29 protein-coding genes are annotated in these 26155 nt (G+C 39.8%); 8 read left to right on the top strand and 21 right to left on the bottom strand.

Translation table 11 applies throughout. The features are described from left to right. Positions 1 to 55 precede the first annotated feature (55 nt). Positions 56 to 1051: a glycosyltransferase family 2 protein gene (locus tag P2W72_RS02295; RefSeq protein ID WP_276359260.1), complete on the bottom strand. Its 996-nt coding sequence runs from the start codon at positions 1049 to 1051 to the stop codon at positions 56 to 58. A gap of 132 nt (positions 1052 to 1183) precedes the next feature. On the opposite strand from P2W72_RS02295, the gene meaB reads away from it, so the two are divergent. Next, entirely contained in the window at positions 1184 to 2092 is a 909-nt protein-coding gene (gene meaB, locus P2W72_RS02290) for a methylmalonyl Co-A mutase-associated GTPase MeaB (protein ID WP_276359259.1), read from the top strand. On the opposite strand, the gene P2W72_RS02285 is transcribed toward meaB, so the two are convergent. Continuing rightward, positions 2079 to 3368 (bottom strand): aminopeptidase P family protein, encoded by a 1290-nt coding sequence (locus tag P2W72_RS02285; protein WP_276359258.1) that lies wholly within the window; start codon positions 3366 to 3368, stop codon positions 2079 to 2081. The two genes, meaB and P2W72_RS02285, sit on opposite strands and share 14 nt — an antisense overlap. Before the next feature lie 161 nt (positions 3369 to 3529). Between P2W72_RS02285 and P2W72_RS02280 the strand changes: the two genes are divergently transcribed. The 7 genes from P2W72_RS02280 to P2W72_RS02255 all read left to right on the top strand — a co-directional run bounded on the left by P2W72_RS02280 (position 3530) and on the right by P2W72_RS02255 (position 11276). Next, a complete protein-coding gene (locus P2W72_RS02280; protein ID WP_276359257.1) occupies positions 3530 to 4900 on the top strand; it encodes an OmpA family protein in 1371 nt (456 codons plus the stop codon). Between the two features lie 84 nt (positions 4901 to 4984). Beyond that, positions 4985 to 5122, top strand: a complete 138-nt coding sequence (locus tag P2W72_RS15710) for a DUF6728 family protein (RefSeq protein WP_346429763.1) — start codon at positions 4985 to 4987, stop codon at positions 5120 to 5122. A gap of 31 nt (positions 5123 to 5153) precedes the next feature. Then, on the top strand, positions 5154 to 5534 hold the full coding sequence (locus tag P2W72_RS02275; RefSeq protein WP_276359256.1) for a RidA family protein: 381 nt from the start codon (positions 5154 to 5156) through the stop codon (positions 5532 to 5534). A 2-nt stretch (positions 5535 to 5536) separates the two neighbouring features. Next, positions 5537 to 6475 carry an EamA family transporter gene (locus P2W72_RS02270; RefSeq protein ID WP_276359255.1) on the top strand — a complete coding sequence of 313 codons (939 nt, stop codon included), beginning with the start codon at positions 5537 to 5539 and terminating at the stop codon, positions 6473 to 6475. Next, positions 6472 to 8577, top strand: coding sequence for an ATP-dependent DNA helicase RecG (gene recG / locus P2W72_RS02265; RefSeq protein ID WP_276359254.1), 2106 nt, complete (start codon positions 6472 to 6474; stop codon positions 8575 to 8577). The genes P2W72_RS02270 and recG overlap by 4 nt, the downstream gene beginning before the upstream one ends. 20 nt (positions 8578 to 8597) lie before the next feature. Beyond that, positions 8598 to 9974, top strand: coding sequence for a M20/M25/M40 family metallo-hydrolase (locus tag P2W72_RS02260; protein ID WP_276359253.1), 1377 nt, complete (start codon positions 8598 to 8600; stop codon positions 9972 to 9974). A gap of 27 nt (positions 9975 to 10001) precedes the next feature. Continuing rightward, positions 10002 to 11276 carry an MFS transporter gene (locus P2W72_RS02255; protein WP_276359252.1) on the top strand — a complete coding sequence of 425 codons (1275 nt, stop codon included), beginning with the start codon at positions 10002 to 10004 and terminating at the stop codon, positions 11274 to 11276. Here P2W72_RS02255 and P2W72_RS02250 read toward each other — a convergent pair. The 19 genes from P2W72_RS02250 to P2W72_RS02160 all read right to left on the bottom strand — a co-directional run bounded on the left by P2W72_RS02250 (position 11273) and on the right by P2W72_RS02160 (position 26155). Beyond that, positions 11273 to 11485 (bottom strand): PLDc N-terminal domain-containing protein, encoded by a 213-nt coding sequence (locus P2W72_RS02250; RefSeq protein ID WP_276359251.1) that lies wholly within the window; start codon positions 11483 to 11485, stop codon positions 11273 to 11275. The two genes, P2W72_RS02255 and P2W72_RS02250, sit on opposite strands and share 4 nt — an antisense overlap. Beyond that, the gene (locus tag P2W72_RS02245) at positions 11482 to 11706 is read right to left on the bottom strand and encodes a PLDc N-terminal domain-containing protein (RefSeq protein ID WP_276359250.1); all 225 of its coding nucleotides are present in this window, start codon (positions 11704 to 11706) and stop codon (positions 11482 to 11484) included. Before P2W72_RS02245 ends, P2W72_RS02250 begins: the two co-directional genes overlap by 4 nt. A gap of 51 nt (positions 11707 to 11757) precedes the next feature. Beyond that, positions 11758 to 13506, bottom strand: coding sequence for an ABC transporter ATP-binding protein (locus tag P2W72_RS02240; protein WP_276359249.1), 1749 nt, complete (start codon positions 13504 to 13506; stop codon positions 11758 to 11760). Positions 13507 to 13577: 71 nt separating this feature from the next. Further along, positions 13578 to 14141: a ribosome recycling factor gene (frr, locus tag P2W72_RS02235; protein ID WP_276359248.1), complete on the bottom strand. Its 564-nt coding sequence runs from the start codon at positions 14139 to 14141 to the stop codon at positions 13578 to 13580. A 72-nt stretch (positions 14142 to 14213) separates the two neighbouring features. Next, positions 14214 to 14921 carry a UMP kinase gene (gene pyrH, locus P2W72_RS02230; protein WP_276359247.1) on the bottom strand — a complete coding sequence of 236 codons (708 nt, stop codon included), beginning with the start codon at positions 14919 to 14921 and terminating at the stop codon, positions 14214 to 14216. A 32-nt stretch (positions 14922 to 14953) separates the two neighbouring features. Then, positions 14954 to 16063 (bottom strand): N-acetylglucosamine-6-phosphate deacetylase, encoded by a 1110-nt coding sequence (nagA, locus tag P2W72_RS02225; protein ID WP_276359246.1) that lies wholly within the window; start codon positions 16061 to 16063, stop codon positions 14954 to 14956. A gap of 134 nt (positions 16064 to 16197) precedes the next feature. After that, entirely contained in the window at positions 16198 to 17037 is an 840-nt protein-coding gene (tsf, locus tag P2W72_RS02220; protein ID WP_276359245.1) for a translation elongation factor Ts, read from the bottom strand. A gap of 96 nt (positions 17038 to 17133) precedes the next feature. Further along, a complete protein-coding gene (gene rpsB, locus P2W72_RS02215; RefSeq protein WP_276359244.1) occupies positions 17134 to 17973 on the bottom strand; it encodes a 30S ribosomal protein S2 in 840 nt (279 codons plus the stop codon). Between the two features lie 18 nt (positions 17974 to 17991). Then, positions 17992 to 18378: a 30S ribosomal protein S9 gene (gene rpsI, locus P2W72_RS02210; RefSeq protein ID WP_276359243.1), complete on the bottom strand. Its 387-nt coding sequence runs from the start codon at positions 18376 to 18378 to the stop codon at positions 17992 to 17994. Between the two features lie 8 nt (positions 18379 to 18386). Further along, complete coding sequence (rplM, locus tag P2W72_RS02205) at positions 18387 to 18830, bottom strand: 50S ribosomal protein L13 (protein ID WP_276359242.1); 444 nt, start codon at positions 18828 to 18830, stop codon at positions 18387 to 18389. A 135-nt stretch (positions 18831 to 18965) separates the two neighbouring features. Then, a complete protein-coding gene (locus P2W72_RS02200) occupies positions 18966 to 19760 on the bottom strand; it encodes a polysaccharide deacetylase family protein (RefSeq protein WP_276359241.1) in 795 nt (264 codons plus the stop codon). Positions 19761 to 19765: 5 nt separating this feature from the next. Further along, a complete protein-coding gene (locus tag P2W72_RS02195) occupies positions 19766 to 20701 on the bottom strand; it encodes a glycosyltransferase family 2 protein (RefSeq protein WP_276359240.1) in 936 nt (311 codons plus the stop codon). Continuing rightward, complete coding sequence (locus tag P2W72_RS02190; RefSeq protein WP_276359238.1) at positions 20688 to 21833, bottom strand: glycosyltransferase family 87 protein; 1146 nt, start codon at positions 21831 to 21833, stop codon at positions 20688 to 20690. Before P2W72_RS02190 ends, P2W72_RS02195 begins: the two co-directional genes overlap by 14 nt. 201 nt (positions 21834 to 22034) lie before the next feature. After that, entirely contained in the window at positions 22035 to 22436 is a 402-nt protein-coding gene (locus tag P2W72_RS02185) for an OsmC family protein (protein ID WP_276359237.1), read from the bottom strand. A 5-nt stretch (positions 22437 to 22441) separates the two neighbouring features. After that, positions 22442 to 23326, bottom strand: a complete 885-nt coding sequence (locus tag P2W72_RS02180) for a pirin family protein (RefSeq protein WP_276359236.1) — start codon at positions 23324 to 23326, stop codon at positions 22442 to 22444. Between the two features lie 20 nt (positions 23327 to 23346). Then, positions 23347 to 24057 (bottom strand): pirin family protein, encoded by a 711-nt coding sequence (locus P2W72_RS02175; protein WP_276359235.1) that lies wholly within the window; start codon positions 24055 to 24057, stop codon positions 23347 to 23349. A 17-nt stretch (positions 24058 to 24074) separates the two neighbouring features. Then, positions 24075 to 24866, bottom strand: coding sequence for an SDR family oxidoreductase (locus P2W72_RS02170; protein ID WP_276359234.1), 792 nt, complete (start codon positions 24864 to 24866; stop codon positions 24075 to 24077). Positions 24867 to 24939: 73 nt separating this feature from the next. After that, positions 24940 to 25476, bottom strand: coding sequence for a YceI family protein (locus P2W72_RS02165; protein WP_276359233.1), 537 nt, complete (start codon positions 25474 to 25476; stop codon positions 24940 to 24942). Between the two features lie 91 nt (positions 25477 to 25567). Further along, on the bottom strand, positions 25568 to 26155 hold the full coding sequence (locus tag P2W72_RS02160; RefSeq protein WP_276359232.1) for a Crp/Fnr family transcriptional regulator: 588 nt from the start codon (positions 26153 to 26155) through the stop codon (positions 25568 to 25570).

Below are 26155 nucleotides of genomic sequence, written 5' to 3'. Positions count from 1 at the left end.
TGTAAAGTTAATCATTTTGAAGATTAGCTTCCCTGAATGAGGGTATTTTGGGGCTTTAGTTTCTGAAAAATGATATTTTCCTGTTTTTTAGCGACTTAACTATTATTTTTCTGACTTCTTTCAGGCTTAATTTTATGCCGGTCTTCTGACATATTTGATCAAAATCTGTTACTGATTGTTTTATCTGAGCACGGTTTCTGATCAGTTCAGAAAATGATTTAAGGTAATCAGTTCTGAAACTTAGCAAACGAAATAACAGTTCCGGCAAGGTTTGTATGAGCCACCCCGCAAAACTTAAGCCACTGAGGTGAATTGCATGAAAGTAGAATTTATTCCTGTTGTATATGGTGCGGATATAAAGTTTCTTTTCTTTGGTGCGGATGCTTTCGGAGGTTTTATGCCTGCAAACGGCAAGAGGTTCAAAATAGCATCTGAAACCACAACGCCATGCTCTTACTGAAAGATCAACATCTTCAATATAGAATGGACTGTACAATTCATTAAAACCACCAAGCAAATGAAGAGTTTCCCTTCTGACCAATGCATTAGCTCCTGAAAGGTAAAGACTTGGAATAAACTCGTTTTCTTTTGGGTCTTCAACAAGGCAGTTCAGGGAAGTTTTCAATTTGAACCCCTGCATTTCAGGATATTTGGCGCCGTCCTGTATCAATTCATCATTCCATCCAATGATTTTGCCCATTACCCCAAAAGTGTCGGGCAGTTCAAAATACCTGAACTGTTCAGTGAAATAAGATTCGGTTAGTTTCACATCACTGTTCAGCAATAAAACAAGTTCGTTTTTGGCAGCAAATATCCCTTTGTTTATAGTTGCAGAGAATCCGGAATTTTTTTCATTCCTGAGCAGGATGATTTCCGGAAAATTGCGTTTGATAAACTCTAATGAACTATCGGTTGAGCAATCATCTGCAATTATGATTTCATACTTCTTTCCGGTATATTCCAGTGATTGATAAAGTGCAGGAAGAGTCTCGGGGAAAAGATGCACACCATTATAGTTTGGAATAACAACTGAAATGTTCAAATCTTTCAAAGCTTATGGTATGATAAATTGCTTTTATTTGTACAAACTTAGATAATTTGGATGATAAGCAGATTTAGAAAATTATATAATCTGAATTCAGTTTGTTGTTGCATATTGGCTTAAGCTTAATGAAGTAAATTAATGGTACTAACAGTTTCTCATATACAGAGTCAGGTAAAAGCCGGTAATTTTCTGAGTCTTGCCAGAGCATTGACCCTGCTTGAGAATGATCTGCCCGGATCAGAGGAACTTCTCAGAGAGTTAAAACCACAAAACACACCGGTAATTGGAATTACCGGTCCTCCGGGAGCCGGTAAAAGTACCCTGGTAAATACCATAATTAATAAACTGAGTGCTGAAGGGAAATCGGTTGCTGTTTTAGCGATAGATCCCAGCTCTCCTTTCAACCTTGGCTCTTTGCTTGGCGATCGGATCAGGATGTCAGAACAGTTTAATAAGCCGGGTGTTTTTATTCGTTCTCTTGCTACCCGTGGCTCACTGGGAGGCTTGTCGGCTAAAACTATTGAGATGACAGATCTTCTGAAATCAGTGGGGTTTGACTATATTCTTGTTGAGACGGTTGGTGTTGGTCAGTCGGAAGTTGAGATAGCCGGACTTGCAGATATCAGTATTGTAGTGCTTGTTCCTGAATCGGGTGATGAGATTCAGGGAATGAAGTCGGGGCTGATGGAGATTGCAGATATTTTTGTAGTCAATAAATCTGATCGTGAGGGTGCAGAGGCATTCGCTAATAATCTGAAAAAGCTGGTCCATCAAAAGGAAGAGAATATTCCGGTTATTAATACTGTGGCTGATCAGGCCAGGGGTATAGATGAGCTTATGACTGCCATTAAAGAACATTCTTTCAGTCAAAACCAACGGCGTCAGTTTTTACTTTCTGAAAAGGCCTGGAAACTAATCAGGCATCATAAAATGCGTGATATCAACAGGTTAAAGCTTCAGGAAGCATTGCTTAATGCTTCCTCAAAGCCTGATTTTAATCTGTATAATTTTGTAGATAGTTTTCTGGATTCGGTTAAGAATTCATAATCCCTTCAATTTCCTCTGCTTCCAGAGGAATATCTGCCATCAGGTCGATGTTGCCGTTTTTAGTCAGGAGGATATCATTCTCAAGCCTGATCCCCAGTCCTTCTTTCTGAATATAAATTCCGGGCTCACAGGTAAGGATGTTGCCTGCTTCAAAGGCTTTGTATCTGCTCGCAAAATCATGTACATCAACTCCCAGATGATGTGAAGTGCCATGCATAAAATATTTTTTATAAAGGGGCATTTTAGGATCCTGTCTGGCTACATCGTGTTTATCAAGCAGGCCTAATCCAATAAGTTCAGATTCAACTACTTTGCCAACTTCTTCATGATATTCATTCCAGACAGTTCCCGGCAACAGCATTTTTTTAGCCTCTTTCATGATCCGGAGTACGGCATTATAGACATCTTTTTGTCTTTTGCTGAAACGTCCGTTAACAGGTACAGAACGACTCAGATCGGCATTATAATTGGCATATTCGGCGCCGAAATCAAATAATATCACATCGCCATCCAAACAAATCTGATTATTATCATTGTAGTGAAGGATATTGGCATTTTTTCCGGAGGCGATGATTGGTGCATAAGCATGACCGGTTGCCCGCTGACGGATAAACTCATGAATAATCTCTGCTTCAATTTCGTATTCGGCAACTCCCGGTTTTACATATTTCAGAACACGGATAAATGCATCCCGGGTTATGCCGCAAGCTTTTTTGGTCAGCTCAATTTCAATGTCGGATTTAACCGGACGCAGGTCTCTTAAAATAGGTGCCGCACGTTCATAGCGATGTAAAGGATAAAGACTTTTCAGTTTTTCAATAAACCTGATATCCCTGTATGGAACCTCATGAGCATAGCGGTCGTTTTCGTTTGTATTCAGATAGATGTATTCTGCATAATTAATAACTGCAGGCAGAATATTCCAGAATTCATCGAGCCAGTAAATATTTTGAATACCCGAAACCTTTCTGGCTTCCTGAACGCTTAGTTTATGACCTTCCCAAACTGCAATATGTTCATTGGTCTGTCTTAAAAACAGGACTTCCCTGTATAGTGGATTGGGACAGTCGGGGAATAAGATTAAGATACTTTGTTCCTGATCAATTCCGCTGAGATAAAAAAGATCAGGATTTTGTTTGAAAATAAAACTTTGATCACCGCTTCTTGGGAATTCATCGTTCGACTGAAATATTGCTATTGAGTTCTTTTGAAGCTTTTTTGTGAAATTCTGACGATTTAACTCGAAAAGTTGCTTGTCGATGCAAAAATATTTCATGACTGTAACATTATTTTATTTCAGGAGTAAAAGAAATTGTGCATTAATTTTTATTGATGAAAATGATTGGAATAGTATTTGATTATTTGCACAAGTCAAACTTATGACTATTTTTGTGTAAATTACACTAATGAAATTTGTTAACCTTTAAAAAAACAATTATGAATTATTCTACATTAAAGAAAGCCCTCGCGTTTTCATTAGTAGCTGTATTGGGACTCGTAGAGGTTTCCAATGCTCAGAACGCTACTAGCTCTTCTGCCAAGGTATTTGGTGGCAGAGGTCAGTACAGAACATGGAGTTTAGGCGTTAATGCCGGTATTTTAGCTCCTGGAGTTCTAATCGGCGGAACCAATGATTTCAATAAACCAAATCTTAATCTTGGTTACGGACTATCATTACGTAAGCAGTTAGATCACACTTTCGGTTTAGAATTAGGCTTAGTAAGTGGAAAAGTTTCTGGCGAGAATGATCCGTCCAAATCATATGTTGCCCCGGGAAGTTTTTCTTCATTCGAAACTGATTTAGGCTATACTGCAACATTAAGTGGTGTTGTGAATGTTGGTTCAATCGATTTCCTTCAAAGAGAGAATGCAGTAAATTTTATCGTTAAAGCGGGTTGGGGTCTTGCAGCATATGCTCCAAGAGTTCCATTTGACTGGAAAGGTAAAGCTGGTGATAACAGAGACAATAAATATGTTAAAGAAGTTGTAGTTCCGGTTGGTGCTGGTGTTAAATTCAAAGTATCTGAGCGCGTAAATTTTGATCTTGGATATACTATGAATTTCTTAGATAATGATAACTTTGATGGTGTTTATGCTAAACCGACTTCAAAAGATAAGTGGTCTTACACTTCAGCTGGTTTAGAATTCTCTTTAGGTTCTACTTCTAAACCAAATTTAGATTGGGTTAATCCAGTCGCTATGATGTATGATGAATTAAAAGATCCTACATTACGTAATGAAGTTGAGGCATTAAAAGGTCGTGTAAATACATTAGAAGCTGCTGATCTGTTAAAAGATTCAGACGGTGACGGTGTTGCTGATAAGTTAGACAAATGCCCTAACACTGAAGCCGGTATCAAAGTTGACGGTTCAGGTTGTCCATTAGATGTTGATGCTGACGGTGTGCCGGATTCAAAAGATGCTTGCCCTACTGTTAAAGGTACTGCTGCATTAAACGGATGCCCTGAGTTTGCTGCTGGTCCATCTCTTCCAATCCAGTTTGAGTTCAATTCATCTGTATTGAGAACTTCATCTTACTCTATCCTTGATGGCGTTGCTTCTAACTTGAAAGCTAACTCTAATGCGGTTGTTCAGTTAGATGGTCACGCTTCTGCTGAAGGTACTGAAGAGTACAACATGACTTTATCAAGAGACAGAGCTAATTCAGTTAAAACTTACCTGGTTAACGCTGGTGTTGCTGCTAACAGAGTTTCAATTACAGCTTATGGCGAAAGCCGTCCAGTAGCATCAAATGCTACTGAAGCCGGACGTTCTCAGAACCGTCGTGTTGAGATCAAACAACAATAATAAACAATACTGTATTTAAGCATATTGTAAAAAAAGAGTCCCGAATATTCGGGACTCTTTTTTTTATTTAATAATTTTATCTCAATGTATTTTTTTAGAAAGAACGATCCCAACAGGCCGAAGAGTTTTAATCTCAAGGTTATGCATATTATAAACACTACCGCTATTATTATGTTTCTGGCAGGAGTAATTTATAAGTTGCTCCAATGGTATGTATTCTGATTCAGGATATACAGGCTAAAGCATTATCAATATGAAATCAATTATCTATACCGACAAAGCTCCTGAACCGATCGGACCATACAGTCAGGCTGTACAGACTGGCAATATGTTGTTTATTTCAGGGCAGATTCCTATCAATCCTGAAAGCGGTGAACTTGTTTCAGGTTCTGTTTCTGAAGAAGCCATGCAGGTAATGAAAAACCTGAAAGCTTTACTTTCAACTGCAGGACTTGGATTTCAGAATGTGGTTAAAACCACAATATTTCTGAGCGACATGAAGCATTTTGCTGAAGTCAATGAAGTTTATGGTTCTTTTTTTACATCAGATTTCCCGGCCAGAGAGACAGTTGCTGTTCTGGGATTGCCCAAACATGTCAATGTCGAGATCTCTTTAATAGCTGTTAAAGCCTGATCTTGAAATCAGGAAGAATAAAATATTTTTTAGCCGCATTATTCTCGGTTGTAATGTGGGGATTTTTTGCCATACCCCTTAGGGCAATTCAGGATCATCCCTCTGAACAAATTCTGTATTACAGAATTTTATCCTCACTGCTGATTACCTGGGCATATATTGGATTATTCCGAAGAAAACAGCTTCAGGCCGATCTTGATTTTTTAAAGGCAGAAGAAAAATCAGGCAGGAACCGAATAATCTTTTTAAGTATTCTGGCAGGTATTCTGATCACTGGTAATTGGTTCACTTATATATATGCTGTGAATAATGTGAATCTGAAATCAGCTGCATTTGCCTATATGGTTTGTCCGCTTATTACAGCATTTAGTGGATTTCTTATTCTTAGAGAGAAGCTTTCAGGGTTTAAGCTGATTGCGCTGGGTGTTGCAAGTATAAGTATTGTAATATTGGCACAGGGATCAGCAAGAGACGTTATGTGGTCAGTAATTGTGGCTTCCTTTTATAGTTTTTACCTCATTGTTCAAAAGGTTATTGTACGTATTGATAAGTTTAATATGCTGGGATTTCAACTGATCATTGCCGTACTAATTCTTCTTCCTTTTTATATCAATGATTTTACCTCTATTCCCAGCGACCCATATTTTTGGTTTATTATCATTGTTATTTCTATAGTTTTCACAATTATTCCACTTTATCTCAGCCTTTTTGCATTGAGCGGCATGCCTTCCTCAACACTTGGGATCATCATTTACATAAATCCTATTGTTGCTTTTGCAGTCGCATTTTTCTATTTTCACGAAGGAATAAGCCTTTACCAGTTATATGCCTATTTATTGCTGTTTGCTGCAGTTATAGTCTTTAATGTGGATACGATCAAGGAGATATTTTTTAAAATGCCGGCTAACAATAGTTCCGGAATTAGCCCTGAACCCGATTGACAGATCAGATCTTAAAAACCCCTGTTGAATATTTAAAAGGTGTAGGTTCTCAGCGGGCTGAGATACTTAGGAAGGATCTTGGAATATTCACTTACGCTGATCTGCTGTGTTACTATCCTTTCCGCTATATCGACAGGACCCGTTTCTATAAAATCAATGAACTTGATCCTGAACTTCCTGCTATTCAAATCATCGGCCGCGTAATTTCCAAAGAAATTATTGGCGAAAAACATACAAAAAGGCTTGTAGCCCGTTTTAAGGATGATACAGGCATTATGGAACTGGTCTGGTTTCAAAGTATCAGATGGATGGAAAGGATGGTGGAAGCAGGGTCGGCATATATAGTTTTTGGGAAGCCGGTACTGTTTAACGGGCATTTCTCTATTTCACATCCTGAAATTGAACTTTATAAACCGGGGAACACTAATAAAGGTAATATCAGTTTGCAACCGGTTTACAGCTCAACCGAGAAATTAAAGCAATTTAGTCTTGATACCAAGGGCATTCAGCGTATACAGGCAACATTGATCGATCAGGTAATCAGGGAGGTGGAGGAGACTATTCCTCAATATATTTTGGAGAAGAATAAGCTGATTGGAAGGGCAAGAGCCTTGTATAATATTCACTTCCCGGATAATAATGAAGCTCTGAAAGCAGCCAGGCAGCGCCTGAAGTTTGAAGAACTGTTTTTTATACAGCTGAAACTTCTGAGGAGCAAAATGTATCGTACACAGAAGTTCAAAGGATCTGTTTTTGGTAATGTAGGTCATTATTTCAATACTTTTTATAATGAAAGACTACCTTTTGAACTCACCAATGCTCAAAAGAGGGTAATTAAGGAGATCAGGCAGGATACCCAAAGGGGTATTCAAATGAACAGACTTGTTCAGGGAGATGTTGGAAGCGGAAAAACCGTTGTAGCTTTGATGATCATGCTTCTTGCGATTGATAATGGATTTCAGGCCTGTTTAATGGCTCCTACTGAGATTCTTGCACAACAGCATTATTTGTCAATTAAAAGCCTTCTGGGAGACGATTTTGTTAATATAGAGGTATTGACAGGCTCAACTAAAAAAAAGGCAAGGAGGACATTGCATGAACGTCTGGAGAATGGTGAGCTGCAGATTCTTGTTGGCACACATGCATTGATCGAAGATGTGGTGCAGTTTAAAAATCTGGGCCTTGTGGTAATTGATGAGCAGCACCGCTTTGGTGTTGAGCAGCGTGCCAAACTCTGGCGTAAGAATATTATTCCTCCTCATGTTCTGGTGATGACAGCAACTCCGATTCCGCGAACTTTGGCTATGACCCTTTACGGTGATCTGGATATCTCTGCAATTAATGAACTTCCTGCAGGCAGAAAGCCTATCCGGACTGTTCACATGTATCACAGCCAGCGTCAGCAGATGTTCAGCTTTATGCGTGATGAGATATCCAAAGGCAGGCAGATTTATATAGTTTACCCATTAATTAAGGAGAGTGAAAAACTTGATTTGCTCTATCTCGAAGCAGGTATTGAAGCTATTTCTGATGTATTTCCAATGCCTCAGTATCAGATCAGTATTGTACACGGCAAGCTTAATTCGAAAGATAAAGCTTCTGAGATGCAGCGCTTTGTGAGAGGTGAAACTCAGATCATGGTAGCTACTACAGTAATTGAGGTTGGCGTGAATGTCCCCAATGCAAGTGTAATGATCATTGAGAATGCTGAGCGTTTTGGTCTTTCTCAGCTTCATCAGCTGAGGGGGCGTGTTGGAAGGGGGGCAGAACAATCTTTTTGTATACTGATGTCGGGGAACAAACTCAGCACTGATGCCAGAAAGAGGCTCGATACCATGGTCAGAACAAATGATGGTTTTGAGATTGCCGAGATCGATCTGCAGCTTCGCGGACCGGGGAATATTGAAGGTACACAGCAGAGCGGAGTGCTGGATCTGAAACTAGCCGATCTTGCTCTTGATCAGAATATCCTTATTGAAGCCAGGCAAACTGTTATTCAGTTGCTTGATGAAGATCCTGAACTTAAAAGCGGGTCTAACTTGCTGCTCAGACAATATTTTAATAAAAAAACTCCCGGAATAAGCTGGGATAAAATATCCTGAAACAACAATAAATTATACGAATGAAATTTTTAAAGACTCTGTTTTCTGCATTATTTCTGGTGAGTTCGTTACAAGCTCAAAACAAGGATTCAATTATGGTTCGCAGGATCTATGATGAGGCCTTAGCCTCTGGTCATACCTATAAGAATCTGGAATATTTATGCAAAAAGATTGGACCGAGGCTTAGTGGTTCTGTTAATGCCCAAAAATCTGTGGAATGGACAAAGAAGTTAATGGAAGAATATGGCTTTGACAGGGTTTATCTGCAGGAGCTGATGGTGCCTGTATGGGAGCGTGGTGTAAAGGAAACGGCCTGGATAATTGAAGGCAGGACAAAGATTCCGGTTCCAATTGCAGCTTTGGGCGGATCAATTGCCAGTCCGGTATCGGGTATCACTGCTCAAATCATTGAAGTTCAAAATTTTGATCAACTGAAAGCATTGGGGGAGCAGCTTGTAAAAGGAAAGATTGTGTTTTTTAACCGTCCTTTCGATCCCAGGCATTTTGACACTTTTAAAGCGTATGGAGCTGCTGTTGATCAGCGAAGTAATGGAGCTGTCGAGGCTGCAAAACTGGGTGCTGTTGGCGTAATTGTTCGTTCCATGTCGACTGTTATCGATGACTTTCCTCATACCGGGGGTATGCGTTATCAGGATGGGGTTACCAAGATTCCTGCCGCTGCAATCAGTACCAAAGCCGCTGAATTGTTAAGCCGGGAGTTAAAACTTCGTAAACTACCTGCAATACAATTTTATTTTAAGCAGAATTGCCGAACCCTTCCTGATGCTGTTTCCTACAATGTGATTGGTGAGATTCGTGGAAGCGAAGATCCTGAGGCGATCATCACTGTAGGTGGGCATCTCGATTCATGGGATTTGGCTGAAGGTGCACATGATGATGGAGCCGGAGTGATGCAATCGGTTGAAGTACTCCGGATTTTCAGGTCGCTGAATATTCGGCCCAAGCATACCATCAGAGCGGTAATGTTCATGAATGAAGAGAATGGTTTGCGTGGGGGATTGAAATATGCTGAGATAGCAAAGCAAAATAATGAGAAGCATATTGCTGCCCTTGAGTCTGATGAGGGTGGTTTTACTCCGAGAGGCTTTACTATTGAAAATGTTGCCGGACTTGCTCATATTTCAAAATGGATACCGCTATTCAAACCATATAAAGCAGCAGATATTGAGGGCGGGGGTAGCGGGGCTGATATTGGCCCGCTGCGTATTTTTCCCAATACTGTTCTCATGGCATTTAATCCCGATTCCCAGCGTTACTTTGATATTCATCATTCAAGTAACGATGTATTTGAGAATGTAAATAAACGGGAGCTGGAGTTGGGTGCGGCAGCAATGACTTCAATGGTTTATCTGATTGATCAGTACGGTGCCCGATAGTCTGAGTAAAATGTTAATTTTGAATAAATGAGTGATAACAGGCCGGCAGAGGCTGTCATGGACCCTTACGTTGCGATGCGTTTTCCGGAGTTTCGTTCCTATCTGGCGATGCGCTTCCTTTTTACTTTTGCCTATCAGGTTCAGGCAGTTGTAGTTGGCTGGCATATTTATCAGCTGACGAAAGATCCATTGTCTTTGGGTCTAATTGGTCTTGCAGAGGCTATTCCCTCAATTACAGTGACATTATACGGTGGCTATATTGCTGATAAGTCGGATAAAAAGAAGCTCATGGTTTGGATCATCCTCGCGATGCTGTTTTCTTCATTTGTACTATTGATGGTTACCACACCTGAGGGGCTGGAACTTTTAGGGCAAACTACAGTGATTCTGATTATGTATCTGATGATTTTCTTTGTCGGATTAGCGCGGGGTTTTTACTCACCAACGGCATTTACATTAATGGCTCAGATTATCCCTAAAGAGCATTATGCAAATTCATCGACCTGGAACAGCGGAATATGGCAGGTGGCATCTATTTTGGGACCGGCAGTTGGCGGCTTGCTGTATGCTTTCAGCGGAATTACGGCTTGCTTCACAGTTATTGTAAGTTTTATGGCTCTTGCTTTAGTGTGTATCGTGTTTTTTGTTAAAAATTATCCCCCGCACTTTGTTCCGAGGGAGAATATATTTAAAAGCCTTGCTGAAGGGATCAAATTTGTATTTCATAACAGAATGATCCTGGGTGCACTGAGCCTTGATATGTTCTCTGTATTTTTTGGAGGTGCAGTTGCCTTAATGCCAGTCTTTGCTCACGATATACTGATGGTTGGTTCTGAGGGTCTGGGATTTATGCGGGCAGCACCGGCTGTTGGGGCGGTAATTACCATGTTTATTATGGCAAAATATCCGCCAATGAATAAACCATGGAGGAACCTGTTGTTTGCGGTGGCAGGGTTCGGATTATCTATCATTTGCTTTGGCCTTTCCAGAAATTTTTATCTTTCTCTTTTATGTCTGTTTTTTGAAGGCGCATTTGACAGTGTCAGCGTAGTAATAAGATCCACTATTTTGCAGATTCTTACTCCTGAAGAAATGCGTGGCAGAGTATCAGCTGTAAACGGAATGTTTATAAATTCATCCAATGAGATCGGAGCATTTGAATCAGGTGCTACAGCAAAGCTGATGGGAACAATACCATCGGTTCTTTTTGGAGGTACTATGACTTTACTTATTGTATTCTTTACCTATTTGAAAACTAAAAAGCTGGTGCCGCTGGGCCTCAAACAGATTAACAGGGATTAGATCCTGTCTGTTTTACCTAACGCAAAGTAAAGAACTGATCCCAGTATCGGAGCAATCAGTATCACTATTAGCCAGAGCAATTTTGTATTGCCTGGTTTATTACTTTTCAGTAAATCCATTAAGGTGTAAACAATAAGTACAACCCATAAAATCCCAAAAAATAAACGGAATATTCCACCGATAAAAAGAAGTGTGGCCAATGCAATCATAGTGCTTTTTGTTTACGTCCCCAGAACAGATAAATCACAGCTCCCAGATAAGGTGCAATCAGAATAAACAGGATCCAGAGAAATTTTTGTCCGCTGCTGAGATATTTTGATTTTAGAGTATCTAAGATTGCAAATGGAATGATGAGAAATAGTACGATTACTGCAAAACTGAGCATTAGCCATTCCCAGAAACCAAAACCTGAAGTGTAATCTGTCATCATACCGGAGATTTTTAAATCAGAATTATATTAAATATACATAAATCCGCAGATTTATGTATTGAATTTTTCACCGATCTGTTGTCGCCACATAGCATAGTAGAGACCTTTTTCTGCCAGCAATTCTTCATGCCTTCCTGATTCAATAATATGCCCTTTTTCCAGTACGAAAATTTTGTCGGCGTGCATAATAGTTGAAAGGCGGTGTGCAATCAGAATGGTAATATGATCACTGATCACCGACACATCACGTATTGTTTCGGTAATTTCCTCCTCTGTTATCGAATCAAGAGCTGAAGTGGCTTCATCAAATACCAGAATGTTTGGATGACGCAGTAATGCCCTTGCAATGGAAAGACGCTGCTTTTCCCCTCCCGATACTTTTACGCCCCCTTCACCGATAACTGTGTCCAGACCTTTATCTGCTCTGGCCAATAAGTTTTGACATGCTGCCCTGTGGAGTACTTTCATGCATTCCTCATCACTGGCATCAGGGCGTACGAACAAAAGATTCTCGCGGATAGTACCCGAAAACAACTGAGTGTCCTGAGTTACGAAACCAATCTTTTCGCGGAGTTCATCTAGATCAATATCTGTTGCTGAGACATCGTTGTAAAGTACTTTACCACTGATAGGCTGGTATAGCCCCACTAATAGTTTTACCAGTGTTGTTTTGCCTGACCCTGATGGACCAACAAAGGCAATAGTTTGCCCCTTATGCGTTTCGAAAGAAATATTTTCAAGAGCATTACGTCTGGCCGACTGATGCTTAAAGCTTACTGTGTCAAATTTCAGACTGTTAATATGATTTAATTTGGCCGGTTTGGCCGGTTTTTGTTCTTTGGGGGTGTTTAATATCGCTTTGAAATTTTCCAGTGATACTTCTGTCTCTCTGTAGATATTGATGATATTTCCCAGTTCCTGCAAAGGTCCGAAAATGAAGAAGGAATAGATAAATAATGAGAAAAATTCTCCGACACTGATTCTGCCTGCAAATATCAGATAGAGCATCAATAATAGTATCAGGTTACGAAGAAGGTTAACCAAAGTTCCCTGAATAAAACTAAGGCTTCTCACATATTTAACTTTTTTAAGCTCGAGTTTTAATATTTTATCGGTAGTATTATTCAGCCGTTTGATTTCCTGACTTGAAAGTCCGAGACTTTTTACCAGTTCGATATTCCTCAGCGATTCCGTTGTCGACCCGGCCAGGGCGGTAGTTTCGCTGACAATTGTTTTCTGAACCACTTTAATCTTCTTGCTGAGTACCGAACTGATAGTTCCAAGAATCGGAATAACCGAGATGTAAACCACGGCAATCGACCAATGAATATTGATGGCATAAACAAATACAAAAGTGACACCTACCAGAGAGGTAAATACAATATTTATTAGTGCAGTAATAAGTTTCTCGGTATCAGTTCTAACTTTTTGAAGAATACCCAGAGTTTCACCACTACGCTGATCTTCGAATACTGAATAGGGTAATTCAAGTGAATGTGCCAATCCGTCGGAGTAAATTTTAGCTCCTAAACGTTGAGTAATCACATTTACATAATAATCCTGGAAATTTTTCGCGATTCGCGAAACCATTGCAACACCCATTGCTGCTAATATCAGTAGTCCGGCTCCTTTAAAGAACTCTTCAGTGCTGTATTCCTGATAACGTGTTACATAGGTATCTATAATCTTGCGAAAAATCCATGGGTCAAGCAAAGAAAAGATCTGATTAATAGCTGCCAGCAATAAGGCAAACAAAATCAATCCGGTATAGTTCTTCAGATATTCGGCCAGTAATTTCATTTTTGTTTGTTCTAAAAAAGAAAGGGAATAAGCATTTATCCTATTCCCTTTTCCTCTTGTCTTATATAAGATCAGACAGTCATAATATCTTTTTCCTTGGCCTCCATCAGTCGGTCAATTCTGGAAATACAACTATCAGTTAATTTTTGCACTTCGTTTTCACCACCTTTGATCTCGTCGTCTGAAACTCCTTCTGATTTGGTACGCTTGATCTTTTCGTTGGCATCTTTACGGATATTGCGCACCGCGATACGTCCTTTTTCAGCTTCTTCCTTCACCTTTTTCACCAGGTCTTTACGACGCTCTTCAGTTAGCGGGGGAACATTCAGGCGGATAACTAAACCATCATTTTGCGGATTCAGACCAATATTTGCTTCCATTATTGCTCTTTCAATCGCAGATATCATTGATTTTTCCCATGGCTGTACTACCAGAGTCCGTGCATCAGGTGTATTTACTGTTCCGATCTGATTTAATGGAGTTGCAGTACCATAATAATCTACATAAATACCATCAAGCATACTTGGCATTGCTTTTCCAGCACGAATTTTAACCAGTTCGCCATCACAAAACTCAATGGCTTTTTCCATATGAGCTTTAGCGTCATCTAATTGTTTCTTTATAAGGTCGTTCATAATCTGTCTGTTCGATCAGTAAAAATAATTAAAATCCTGCTATTTCAGATTTTAAGCTTGCTGAATTCCGGTTTAACCTTTTACCAGTGTCCCGATTGGCTCACCCTCAACAAGCTTCATGAAGTTCCCCGGTTTATTCATATCAAATACGATGATCGGAAGGTTATTTTCCTGACACAGGGTGAATGCGGTCATGTCCATTACATTCAAATTCTTTTTATATACTTCTGAGAATGTGATCTCATCATACCTGCTTGCTTCCGGATCTTTTAATGGATCTGCAGTATAAATACCATCAACTCTGGTTCCTTTCATAACCACATCTGCATTGATCTCAACTGCTCTTAATGAAGCTGCGGTATCAGTGGTGAAGTAAGGATTTCCTGTTCCTGCACCGAATATTACAATTCTTCCTTTTTCAAGGTGACGCACTGCCCGGCGGCGGATAAAAGGTTCACAAATCTGCTCCATTTTGATTGCAGTAAGCAAGCGTGTTTTTACTCCTGTTTTCTCTAATGCATCCTGAAGTGCCATGCTGTTGATTACGGTTGCCAGCATACCCATATAATCAGCCTGTACACGATCCATTCCTGCTTTTTCTGCGCTAAGTCCGCGGTAAATATTACCACCTCCAATCACCACCGCGATCTCTATTCCTTTAGCATGCACGGCGTGAATATCTTTGGCATATTGTGCAACACGGTCAATATCAATTCCGTATTGCTTTTCGCCCATTAATGCTTCGCCACTTAATTTTAACAGGATACGTTTGTACTTCATGAAGTGATTTTTTGTAAAGTTATTAATTTATTTTAGTTCAGAATGCCTGAAAAGTAAGTGCTGTGATGCTTCAAATCATTGTTTATCACGATGATATCTGCTCTGTATCCGGGCTTAAGTAAGCCGCGTTTATTATCTTTCATCAGTTTTGCAGGATATGTGGATGCCATTCGTAATGCCTCATCCAATGGTATTCCTGCTTTTATTACGCAATTTTCAACAGCTTTCAGCATGGTAAGGCATGAGCCTGACAGGGTTCCGTCGGGCATTACATAGCGATCGCCTTTGAATATATGTTGATATTCACCCAGGTTTGTTTCGGTAACTGCATCTGTTATCAGGAACAGGTGCCCGCCTAATTCGCGTTTTGCCAGTTCGATCATTGGGAAACTTACATGCACCCCGTCAGCCACAATGCTTGCATAAGGCTTAACCTTGAATATGGCTGCAATTAATCCCGGGTCTCTGTGGTGCAATGGAGGCATTGCATTGAAAAGGTGGGTACAGGTCTGTACAGGATTATTTAAGAAATCTATAGCTTCTTCATATGTAGCATTACTGTGGCCCGCTGAAATAATAATATTCTCAGATTGCAGATAATCCATAATTTCACGGTCCTGCAACTCAGGCGCGATAGTCATCATTCTGATCTCACCTTCGGCACGTTCAACCCAGCTTCTGATTTCGTTTAAGCTTGCTTTTTTAATAAATTTTTCCGGATGTGCGCCTTTTCGCACAGCATTAAGGTACGGTCCTTCAAGATGGAGCCCCAGAAAGTTTCCTTTTGCTTTTTTACGATATTCCTTTGCGGCATCAATGGCTTTGATCACTACCTCATCACTGTTGGTTGCAGATGTTGCAAAGAAACCACTGGTTCCCTGAGCGAGTAAATCTTTTTCCATTTGTTCCAGACCATCAACATCCGGAAGGGCACCGAATAGTTTTCCTCCACTTCCGTAGATCTGAAGGTCGAGTAAGGCAGGGGCTATTGTTAATCCGGAAAGGTTGTTAACCTGAAAGTCTGAAGGCACCTCTGAAATATCTGTAATTGAGGATATTAGCCCGTTTTCAATCAGAAGGGCTTTATGCTCCAGTTTTTCTGCCCCGGTGAATATTGTTGCGTTTATCAGTGCAGTTTTCATCTGTTTATTTTTCTTGTTTTTATTTGTCAGATGGAGCCTTTGATGATTATTTTAATCATGTCAGGTTCATAGCTCAGGAATTTTCAGGCAAAAAAAATCCTCTCCAAAAAGGAGAGGATTTCAAAGTATCAATATTATGCTCCTAACTGAACCCGCTTGAATGCGGTTACGGTCAGGCCTTTTTCTACATCATTTAAAAACTGGGCAACAGTTTTAGATGAGTCTTTTACGAACTCCTGATTCAGGAGGGTAGAATCTTTGTAGAATTTATTCAGTTTACCTGCAGCGATCTTTTCAACCATTTCTTCAGGTTTACCTTCTGCACGAATTACATCTTTAGCGATTTCAAGTTCTCTTTCGATAGTCTTGGAATCAACATCACCTTTATCGATGGCAACAGGATTCATAGCAGCAATTTGCATAGCTACGTCTTTTCCAATTTCTTCAGCACTTGCCGGGTTGGAGCTTAAAGCAACCAATACACCTAAGCGGTAGTTTCCATGGATATAAGCGATAACCTTCTCGCCGGTGATGCTTTCGTATTTTGATACGCCAACTTTCTCGCCGATCTTACCGGTTTGAGAAATGATGCTATCAGCTAATTTTTCGCCGTTAAGGTCAAGATTAACCAGTTCTTCAAGAGAAGCAGGGTTTTTCTCAATTGCAAGATCAGCGATACTGTTTGCGAATGCAACGAAATCGGCATTTTTTGCAACGAAGTCAGTTTCGCAGTTGAATTCAACAATTACACCACGTTTTCCGTCGGCGGTAGTTTTTGCGATAACAACACCTTCATTTGATTCACGATCCTGACGACTTGCAGCAACTTTAGCACCCTTTTTACGAAGGTAATCAATAGCTGCTTCGAAATCACCGTTAGCTTCGGTTAATGCTTTTTTGCAATCCATCATACCGGCACCGGTTTGCTGGCGTAATTTATTTACATCTGCGGCAGTAATTTGTACTGTAGACATGTTATTTCCTTTTTAATTCAGCCCCCTGAAAAAGGGGGCTGAAATATTATTAAACTAAAATTTGATTGTCATTGCGAACGAATCGCAAGGGTGGGATTACTCTTCGCTTTTAGCTTCAGCTTCAACTGCGCCTTCAGCACTTGCAGTTTTACGTGCACGTTTAGGTGCAGCTGCTTCGTCCTGACCTTCAGTATCAACTTTTGCTTTTGCAGAAGCTGCTTCTTTGTCTGCTTCTTCTTCCTTCTCGCGCTTGCGCTCTTCCAAACCTTCGTGGATAGCTTTCATGATAACGTCAGTGATCAAAGTGATCGACTTGGTTGCGTCGTCATTTGCAGGGATAGGGAAATCGATGTTTGACGGATCAGAGTTGGTATCAACCATTGCAAAAGTAGGGATGTTTAATTTCATCGCTTCAGCAACAGAGATATGCTCTTTCTTAACGTCAATAATAAATAATGCAGCCGGTAAACGGTTCAGATCAGCGATACCTCCAAGAAGTGCCTCTAATTTGATACGCTCACGCTGAATCATTAATTTTTCTTTTTTCGATAATACATCAAATGTTCCGTCTTTAGTCATCTTATCGATGTTAGACATCTTTTTGATTGATTTACGAACTGTAGCAAAGTTAGTTAACATACCACCTAACCAACGCTCGGTTACGTAAGGCATGTTTACAGAACGTGCCTGCTCAGCTACGATATCTTTAGCCTGCTTCTTTGTAGAAACAAATAAGATTTTACGTCCTGATTTTACGATCTGTTTGATCGCAGCAGCAGCTTCTTCTAATTTTGTTAAAGTTTTATTTAAATCTATAATGTGGATGCCATTGCGTTCCATGAAAATGTACGGAGCCATTTTCGGATCCCACTTGCGGGTAAGGTGACCAAAGTGTACACCTGCATCCAATAAATCCTGATATGTTGTTCTTGCCATTGTCTGATCCTCCTGAGATTAACGTTTACTAAATTGAAATTTCTTACGGGCTTTCTTACGACCTGGTTTCTTACGCTCAACCATACGGTCATCGCGGGTCATAAGTCCTTTAGCTTTCAATGAAGGTTTCTTCTCTGGGTCAAGCTCTACAATTGCTTTAGCAATAGCTAAACGAACAGCTTCTGCCTGTCCTTTAACACCACCGCCTGCAACGTTTACAATAACATCGAATTTACCTGCAGAATCAGCAACTTCTACTGACTGCATAACGATATATTGTAATGGCAATGTTGGAAAATATTCCTTGTAATCTTTACCGTTCACGGTAACCTTGCCGCTTCCATCTGTTAGATAAATGCGGGCAACTGCTGTTTTTCTTCTTCCTGAAGTGTTAGTTGTTGACATTTCTCTAATTATAGTTTAATGGTTTTAGGATTTTGTGCTGCATGCGGATGCTCTGAACCTGCATAAACGAACAGGTTTTTGTACAATGCACGGCCCAAACTGTTTTTAGGTAACATACCACGTACAGCTTTCTCTACCACACGGGTAGGATGCTTTGCCATTAACTCTTTAGGAGAAATGAATTTCTGACCTCCAGGATAACCGGTGTAAGAAACATACTGCTTTTCAGCAAATTTGTTTCCTGTCAGTTTAACCTTGTCTGCATTGATAACGATCACATTATCTCCGCAGTCTACGTGTGGGGTGTACGATGACTTGTTTTTTCCTCTGATGATCATTGCGATCTTAGAAGACAAGCGCCCCAAAATCTCGCCCTGAGCGTCAACAACTACCCATTCTTTGTTGGCGGTCGCTTTGTTGGCAGAGACAGTTTTGTAACTTAACGTATTCACTTGCTTGAATTTAAATGATATAATTTATTTTTTCTTCCCCTAAAAAAATAGGGACTGCAAAGATACGAGAATTTGATTAAAACACAAATACTTAGGAAAAATTAGAGCGAATTAATTAAGGTATCAGATGCCAACTCAACTTTTAGCCCTGTTTATCTGATGAAAAGATAAATAATCTGAAATAGAACTGAAGTTATATCCTTCAGATTTCAGGGTTGTAATAAAAGAGTCCATTCTTTCGATCATCTTTATTCCGGAATTTCTGCTGACATATCCCGGAAAGCCAAATTTCTCAGAGTCGTTCAGGTTGGTAAACTCCCAGGGGTGAAAATAGATATTCAGATAACCATCTTTTTCATATGTTTTGCGGGCAAGCCACAAGTATATTTTTAAAGGCAGATTATGAAATGACAGCCAGAATAAAGGGAAACGCAGTAATGGACTAACTGATGCAGGGATCTGCAGGATGCCTGCCTGTTCATAGATGCTTCTGGGTTTGGCAAGATTATTATACCTCCCCGGTAACCAGGTTGGATTGATGGAACTGTTATATTGATATCCTGCCTTACTTATTTCAAACTCATCTACAGGCATCATTCTCGCCATGCGGTATCCTTTGATTTCCTTTCCGGAAATTTCTTCCAGAGCAATTCTGGATGATCTTAGATGTTCACACTCAAATTTTGAATGATAATAACCGTGTGAAGCAAGTTCATGTCCTCCTTCTACAATCCTCCGGATAAGTTCAGGAACATTCTGAGCAAATACCACGGTGCTGAAAAAGGTAGCCTTTACATGATGTTTGTCCAGAATATCGAGGATGTAATTAGTTCCTTGTTCTGAAATTTTAATCTGATCGCTGAAAGATATTTCCCTGCCATATTCAAATGGCATATCAAATTCTTCAATATCGAAACTTAACAAAACCAAATCGATTATTGTTTAAGATTTGTTGAACGGATTATATAATTAGGCCTGTTTTTTACCTGCATAAACATTTTACCAACGTATATGCCGATGATTCCGAGAATAATCAGTTTTAAGCCGCCAAAAAAAACAATGGTCATGATAATGGAGGCCCATCCTGAAACTTCTTTTCCACTGTGAAAAGCATGTAAAACATAAGGCAGGTACATCACAGATAACATCGAGAAAATAAAACCCAGGTAAATTGCACCGTAAAGTGGTCTGACAGAAAATGAAGTTACACCTTGCAAAGCGAATTTGATCATTCTATTTAAACTGTACTTGCTTTTACCACAGAATCGCTGATTTGGGTAATACGGGATCGAAATATTTCTAAATCCTACCCATTTTACCAATCCCCTCAGGAAGGGTTCATTTTCATGAAAATTTCTGATAACAGAAACCACGTTCCTGTCCAATAGCCTGAAATCAGCTGATCCGGTTTCGATTTCCACATCTGAAAGGCTATTCATGGATTTGTAGAACAGGTTAGAAGTGATGCGTTTCCCCATCGGAAGTTTTTTATCTTCCTGACGGATGGTATAAACAACTTCGTATCCTAATTCCCATTTTGCTAACAATTCAGGAATGATTTCCGGAGGGTGTTGCAGATCGCAATCCATACTGATTACGCAATCGCCATTTGCATGATCCAGACCCGCTTTAAGGGCAAGCTGATGGCCAAAATTTCTGGAAAGCTCGATGAAATATACCTGTTTATTTGTTTCAGTGAGTTTTTCAATGGTCTCCATGGTATTATCCGTGCAGCCATCAGCTACCAGAATGATCTCATAGTTGTGTGGAATAGTCCTGAACAGCTTATCAATCGCATCAACAATTCTGGGGATGTTTTCAGTTTCATTGAATGCAGGAATAACGATCGAGATTAACTTATCCGGCAGCATAATTTTTGTAATTTTTAAAATCAGTGATTAACATCTGGAAGATTATAGTGAACCATATGAGCACGCATGGTAATGCTTTTAATGAGTAAGGCCGGATATATTCATTGCGGATAAACTTCGGGAACAGATCTGATGGCGACATACTGGTCAGTAAAAAAGCAAAGAGGAACAGGGACAGTATTCCTTTATTTTTTTGAGAAGGCTGAGTCATGAACCAGATAGAAACTCCTGCAAATGCAATGATATAGGTAGGTGATTCGGATCCGGAACTAAAGATTACCGTAAAGATTAATACTGAGGCTAAAAGCATCAACCTGAAGCTTGTAAACTGATACTGGCTGATTCTTGTATATGGCAAAAGGAACAAAACTAATCCGCCGGCAAGAAAAGGAAGATTCGGAATGCTGGCATCCTGCATCACCCGGCGTACAATTCCCATAAATGAAATATCCTGCATAGATGTCAGAGAGACATTATGCATGTTTTTTTCTGTTAACGAGATATACCAGTCTGAATAAGACCTGATTACATATTCAGGAGAAGAAATAAACACAGGAAGGATCAGCAAAACAAAAACTGAGATTAATCCTGAGATAATGAACTTCACTTTATTCCTGCTGAAGAAAAAGAATGCAAGACCTACAATTCCGTAAAGTTTAATCAGTGAGCCTAATGCGATAGAAAATGCTGATTTTGTTTCATTTCTACTAATAATATAAGAAAAACTAAGCATGATCAGTCCTGTAAGACCTACATTAAACTGAAAGCTAAGCAGTGCTACCAGAGCTTCATGCGCACATAGTAAAGCAATAATGGATCGTGTTCTCAACGGTAATGGAAGACTGTAAAAACCCATGCACAGAATCAGCACATTGGCAATGTTCCATAACGATGTTCCAAAAGCATCAGGAAGCAATGCAAAGGGTGCAATAACCAATGCAAAAGCAGGGCCATAGTGATTAGAGTCCCTGTATTCAGAAGGGTATTCTTCATACAAGGGTTTTTCCTCCAAACTGTGCTGGAAAGTGTATTTAAAGATTTTGTAATTGTTGTAAGAACCACGGATGTATTGCTTTACTCCTGTGATCAGCGCAATTGTAATGAATAGAGAGACTACAAATCTCTTGTCCAATAATATAGCGGTAAACTTTTTGGTCTTATCTGACTCCACAAAATGTTAGAATATTTTATTGAAAATAATAACGCCGTTCTGTAAAACTCAAAAGGTTTAATTGAAACGAAAATATTACATTTCATAAAGATATACATTTTTACATTAAAATGATTAATATTCATAATTCGATTGAAATCGCAGATAAATTTCTTTATACGATCAGTTTTTTACTTCTGCAGTGCTGATTTCAATAGGGTTCATCAGCAGTTTATGAACCGGACAGGCCTCGGCTACAGCAATTAATCTTGCTCTTTGCTCCTCAGTCAGATTACCTGTGAGTTCAATTTTTCTTGAGATATCAGTCTGGGTTCTGGTGTCGTTCTGTTTTACCTCTATTTCCAGATTCACCTCCTGCAAGTCCCATGCTTTCCGGTCGGCATACATACGCAGGGTAGCTGATGTGCAGGCTGCCAGTGCAGCGCCCAGAAGTTCAAATGGAGAAAAGCCGGTATTCTGTCCTCCTGATGAAACAGGTTCATCAGCGATAACTACGTTGCCACCAGGCGACTCAATCTTTACTTTGTAGAGATCTTTACCAATATGTGATTTAACAGAGGCCATAAAATTTATTTTTTGATTCGTGATGGGTAGGGAACAAACTCATTTTCTTCTCCTTTTATTTTAGGGAAATTTTGGGCAATCCATTTTTCGCGTGCTTCAGCAAGTATTGCTTTGCTGCTACTTACAAAATTCCAGTCGATAAAACGTTCTTCAGGGAAAACCTCCCCTCCGAAAAGATAAATAGCTGAATTTGCTTCCATAACAAATTCGCAAAGTGAGCTGTCTTTTGCAATTAAAAGTTGTTTAGGCTGGTAGATATTTCCATCACTTTCAACACTACCTTCAAGGATATACATTCCTGCTTCTCCATATAGCTCGTGACCAATTCTGACGGTTTGCCGTTTGCGGCTCTTAATCTCGATCATATACAATTTACTATATACAGGAACTGCAGATCTTTTACCCATTGCCTCACCTGCTATGAGTTTAAAATCGATATCATCTTCTGTCCAGGATGGGATTTGTGTGCTGTCAATATGAAAAAACTCTGGCTCCATTTGTTCAAGATCTTTTGGAAGGGCTACCCATATCTGAAGTCCGTGCATGTGTTTTTCAGAATGACGAAGATAGTCAGGGGTACGTTCAGAATGGACAATTCCTTTTCCGGCTGTCATCCAGTTCACTGCTCCGGGCCTGATTTCGAGTTCATTTCCCAGGCTATCACGGTGCATAATGCTGCCTTCAAAAAGAAAGGTAAGAGTGGATAGCCCGATGTGAGGATGTGGAAGTACATCAAAATTTTCGCGTTCAGACATTTTCACCGGCCCCATATGGTCGATGAAAATGAACGGCCCCACCATCCTCTTTTCGCGGAAAGGAAGTAAACGCCCCACCAGAAAGTTTCCAATACTGGCTGCGCGTTCTTCGATGATCATTTCAATTGTTGACATAACAGGTCTTATTTTGTTGTTCAGGACATAGGTACTTCCATCAACAGAATTTCTGCATCCGAATCGGCATTGATTGTGAATTTATCAGTATCCCAGATGCCAAAACCATCGCGGGTATTTAGTTTTTGATCATTGATGCTTACATCTCCGCTTAGAATGAAAGCATAAACGCCGTTTCCCGCACCTTTAATAGCATATTCTGTATTGAATCCTTTTTCCAGTTTACCTAAATGAAACCAGGCATTCTGATGAATCCATACTCCGGCATCTTCAGGATCAGGACTCAGAATCTGCTGCAGCTTGTTGTGACGTTCGTCCGGATTTAATGTGATCTGATCGTAACGTGCTTGTACATTCTTTTTGTTTGGGAATACCCAGATCTGCAGGAATTTTACAGCTTTATCAGAGTTTTTGTTGTACTCGCTGTGTGTGATTCCTGTTCCGGCACTCATTACCTGCACATCACCTTTTCTGATCACAGTCTTGTTACCCATACTGTCTTTATGCTCCAGATCGCCTTCCAAAGGAATTGAGATAATTTCCATATTGTCGTGAGGATGAGCACCAAAGCCCATTCCTGCATCTACGCTGTCGTCATTTAATACCCTTAGCGCACCAAAGTTCATTCGTTCCGGATTGTAATATCCCGCAAAACTGAAGGTATGTTTGCTGTGCAGCCATCCATGATTTGCATCACCACGTGTATTGGCCTTATGAAGTACTGTTTTCATTGTTTTTTATTATAAAATTAAACAAAACCGTAACTGTTTGATTGTCCGCCATCAATGGCTATTGTTTGTCCGCTTACATAAGAACAATCTTCACTCATTAAAAATACAACAAGTTTAGCCACCTCTTCAGGTAAGCCCAAACGTTTTGTAGGGTTAAACTGAGCATATTCAGTTTCTGCTTTTTTCGGATCAGCTGGATTGATCTCTCTGAAAGCTTCTGCAACCATTGGTGTAAGAATCGCTCCCGGAGCAATGGCATTGGTTAAGATACCATATCTGCCGTATTCCAGAGCTGCGTTTTTGGTAATTCCGCTAACTGCATGTTTGGTTGCAACATAGGGAGTTTGGTTCATAACCCCGCGTATCCCGCCAACGGATGCCACGTTTACAATGCGGCCATAGTTCTGTTTTTGCATAACCGGGATGATGTAGCGCATACCGTAATAAACCCCCATCAGGTTAATGTCTACCACTTTTTTGAATACATCCAGATCATATTCGGTTAAAAGAGCCTGCTTGCCTTCAATTCCGGCATTATTATAGAATCCATCAATACTTCCATAAGCGTTCACTGTTTCATCGACATAGGCCTTTACTGCTTCCTCTTTTGAAACATCGGCAACAATTGTTAAAATTTTTGTCTCAGGATAAGCTTTTTGTATGCTTGACCTGGCATCGTCCAAAGCTTTTGCATTATAGTCGATAAGACTAAGTTTTGCCCCTTCTTTTGCAGCCTCAATGGCAGTTGCTAATCCCAGTCCCATACCGGCACCGGTAATTACAATGACTTTGTCTTCTAGTTTTTTCATGATTCCTGTATTTTATTCATCCCGTGAAATTCACTGGCATCTGTCTAAATTCTATATTGGATGAGGATATAAATTATGCTTGTTTTACAAACTGTACTTCTGCGTTGATTCTTACCTCTTCACTGACCATTACTCCACCCGCTTCCAGGGCTGCATTCCAGTTCAATCCCCAGTCTTTACGGTTAATTTTTCCGCTTAATGAGAACCCAGCTTTTTGATTTCCATAAGGGTCTTGTACTAATCCACCGAATTCTACATCAAATGTTGTTTCTTTTGATACATCCTTAATAGTCAGAATACCTCTTAGCTGGTAATTATCCTCATCCAGTTTGTTGAATGAGGTTCCTTCGAAGTTTAATTCTTTAAAATTGGCCACATCAAAGAAATCTGCACTTTGAAGATGGGCATCACGGTCTGAATTGTTGGTGAAGATGGAAGATGCATCAATCTTAGCCTGCACTTTTGCTTTGCTAAAATCTGATCCCTCAGATACAATGCTGGCATTGAAGTTTCTGAACTCACCTTTAACATTGGTGATCATTAAGTGTTTTACTTTGAAAATAATTTCGCTGTGTGTAGGGTCTAATACCCAATTTGTTAAATTTTCCATTTTTTAATGTGATATGTCTTGTTTGACGATACAAAGTTCCGTCAAGTCAGGTGGACGTTCGTTCACATAGGTTAATAAATGGAAATCAGTTTTATTTTTCTTGGCTCATCTCTTTTCGGATGCGGCTTAGTGATTGCGGTTTAATTCCAAGGTATGATGCAATCAGGTATTGAGGAATACGCTGAACGAATGAAGGGTGTAATTTTGAAAATTCTTTGTAACGATGTTCAGCATCCTCACTATTGGTCTTTGCCAGACGGTATTGCAGTGAAATAAAGGCATTTTGAATCAACTTATGAAAGTAATGCTCAAACGCATGGTTAATACTGCATATCTTTTCATATTTCTCATGATTCAAAATAAGTACAGTACATGGTTCAAGAGTTTCAATGGTGTAGATACCAGACCTGCCTGAGAAGAAGCTGTAATGATCAGTTATCCAATAACCTTCCAAAGCAAACTGAACTGCATGTTTATCGCCATGCTCATTCAGTATATAGGAATAAGCAGAGCCCTTCAGTATAAAGTATACATATTTGCATTGTTCTCCTTCCTCTGCGAGAATTGCTCTTTTATCGAATGATTTCTCAAAGAAGAAACCGGAGAAGAGTTTAAATTCTTCATCACTGATTGGATGAGCGATAGTTCGCTCCATATTTGATCGGAGGATATCTTCCAT

Source organism: Daejeonella sp. H1SJ63, from assembly GCF_029360775.1.
GTDB lineage: Bacteria > Bacteroidota > Bacteroidia > Sphingobacteriales > Sphingobacteriaceae > Daejeonella.
Note: the sequence above shows the minus strand (reverse complement) of the source record. Positions and strands in the feature narration are given on the sequence as shown.

Bases quoted from the DNA above. Each gene is read 5' to 3' on its own strand.
- rpsB (WP_276359244.1), bottom strand. From the start codon at position 17,973: ATGGCAAGAACAACATATCAGGATTTATTGGATGCAGGTGTACACTTT.
- tsf (WP_276359245.1), bottom strand. From the start codon at position 17,037: ATGTCTACAGTACAAATTACTGCCGCAGATGTAAATAAATTACGCCAG.
- P2W72_RS02165 (WP_276359233.1), bottom strand. From the start codon at position 25,476: ATGGAAAATTTAACAAATTGGGTATTAGACCCTACACACAGCGAAATT.
- P2W72_RS02250 (WP_276359251.1), bottom strand. From the start codon at position 11,485: ATGATTGCATTGGCCACACTTCTTTTTATCGGTGGAATATTCCGTTTA.
- P2W72_RS02245 (WP_276359250.1), bottom strand. From the start codon at position 11,706: ATGATGACAGATTACACTTCAGGTTTTGGTTTCTGGGAATGGCTAATG.
- pyrH (WP_276359247.1), bottom strand. From the start codon at position 14,921: ATGAAGTACAAACGTATCCTGTTAAAATTAAGTGGCGAAGCATTAATG.
- P2W72_RS02260 (WP_276359253.1), top strand. From the start codon at position 8,598: ATGAAATTTTTAAAGACTCTGTTTTCTGCATTATTTCTGGTGAGTTCG.
- P2W72_RS02170 (WP_276359234.1), bottom strand. From the start codon at position 24,866: ATGAAAAAACTAGAAGACAAAGTCATTGTAATTACCGGTGCCGGTATG.
- meaB (WP_276359259.1), top strand. From the start codon at position 1,184: ATGGTACTAACAGTTTCTCATATACAGAGTCAGGTAAAAGCCGGTAAT.
- P2W72_RS02280 (WP_276359257.1), top strand. From the start codon at position 3,530: ATGAATTATTCTACATTAAAGAAAGCCCTCGCGTTTTCATTAGTAGCT.
- P2W72_RS02240 (WP_276359249.1), bottom strand. From the start codon at position 13,506: ATGAAATTACTGGCCGAATATCTGAAGAACTATACCGGATTGATTTTG.
- P2W72_RS02275 (WP_276359256.1), top strand. From the start codon at position 5,154: ATGAAATCAATTATCTATACCGACAAAGCTCCTGAACCGATCGGACCA.
- P2W72_RS15710 (WP_346429763.1), top strand. From the start codon at position 4,985: ATGTATTTTTTTAGAAAGAACGATCCCAACAGGCCGAAGAGTTTTAAT.
- P2W72_RS02255 (WP_276359252.1), top strand. From the start codon at position 10,002: ATGAGTGATAACAGGCCGGCAGAGGCTGTCATGGACCCTTACGTTGCG.
- P2W72_RS02160 (WP_276359232.1), bottom strand. From the start codon at position 26,155: ATGGAAGATATCCTCCGATCAAATATGGAGCGAACTATCGCTCATCCA.
- P2W72_RS02185 (WP_276359237.1), bottom strand. From the start codon at position 22,436: ATGGCCTCTGTTAAATCACATATTGGTAAAGATCTCTACAAAGTAAAG.
- frr (WP_276359248.1), bottom strand. From the start codon at position 14,141: ATGAACGACCTTATAAAGAAACAATTAGATGACGCTAAAGCTCATATG.
- rpsI (WP_276359243.1), bottom strand. From the start codon at position 18,378: ATGTCAACAACTAACACTTCAGGAAGAAGAAAAACAGCAGTTGCCCGC.
- P2W72_RS02285 (WP_276359258.1), bottom strand. From the start codon at position 3,368: ATGAAATATTTTTGCATCGACAAGCAACTTTTCGAGTTAAATCGTCAG.
- nagA (WP_276359246.1), bottom strand. From the start codon at position 16,063: ATGAAAACTGCACTGATAAACGCAACAATATTCACCGGGGCAGAAAAA.
- P2W72_RS02175 (WP_276359235.1), bottom strand. From the start codon at position 24,057: ATGAAAACAGTACTTCATAAGGCCAATACACGTGGTGATGCAAATCAT.
- P2W72_RS02180 (WP_276359236.1), bottom strand. From the start codon at position 23,326: ATGTCAACAATTGAAATGATCATCGAAGAACGCGCAGCCAGTATTGGA.
- P2W72_RS02195 (WP_276359240.1), bottom strand. From the start codon at position 20,701: ATGCTGCCGGATAAGTTAATCTCGATCGTTATTCCTGCATTCAATGAA.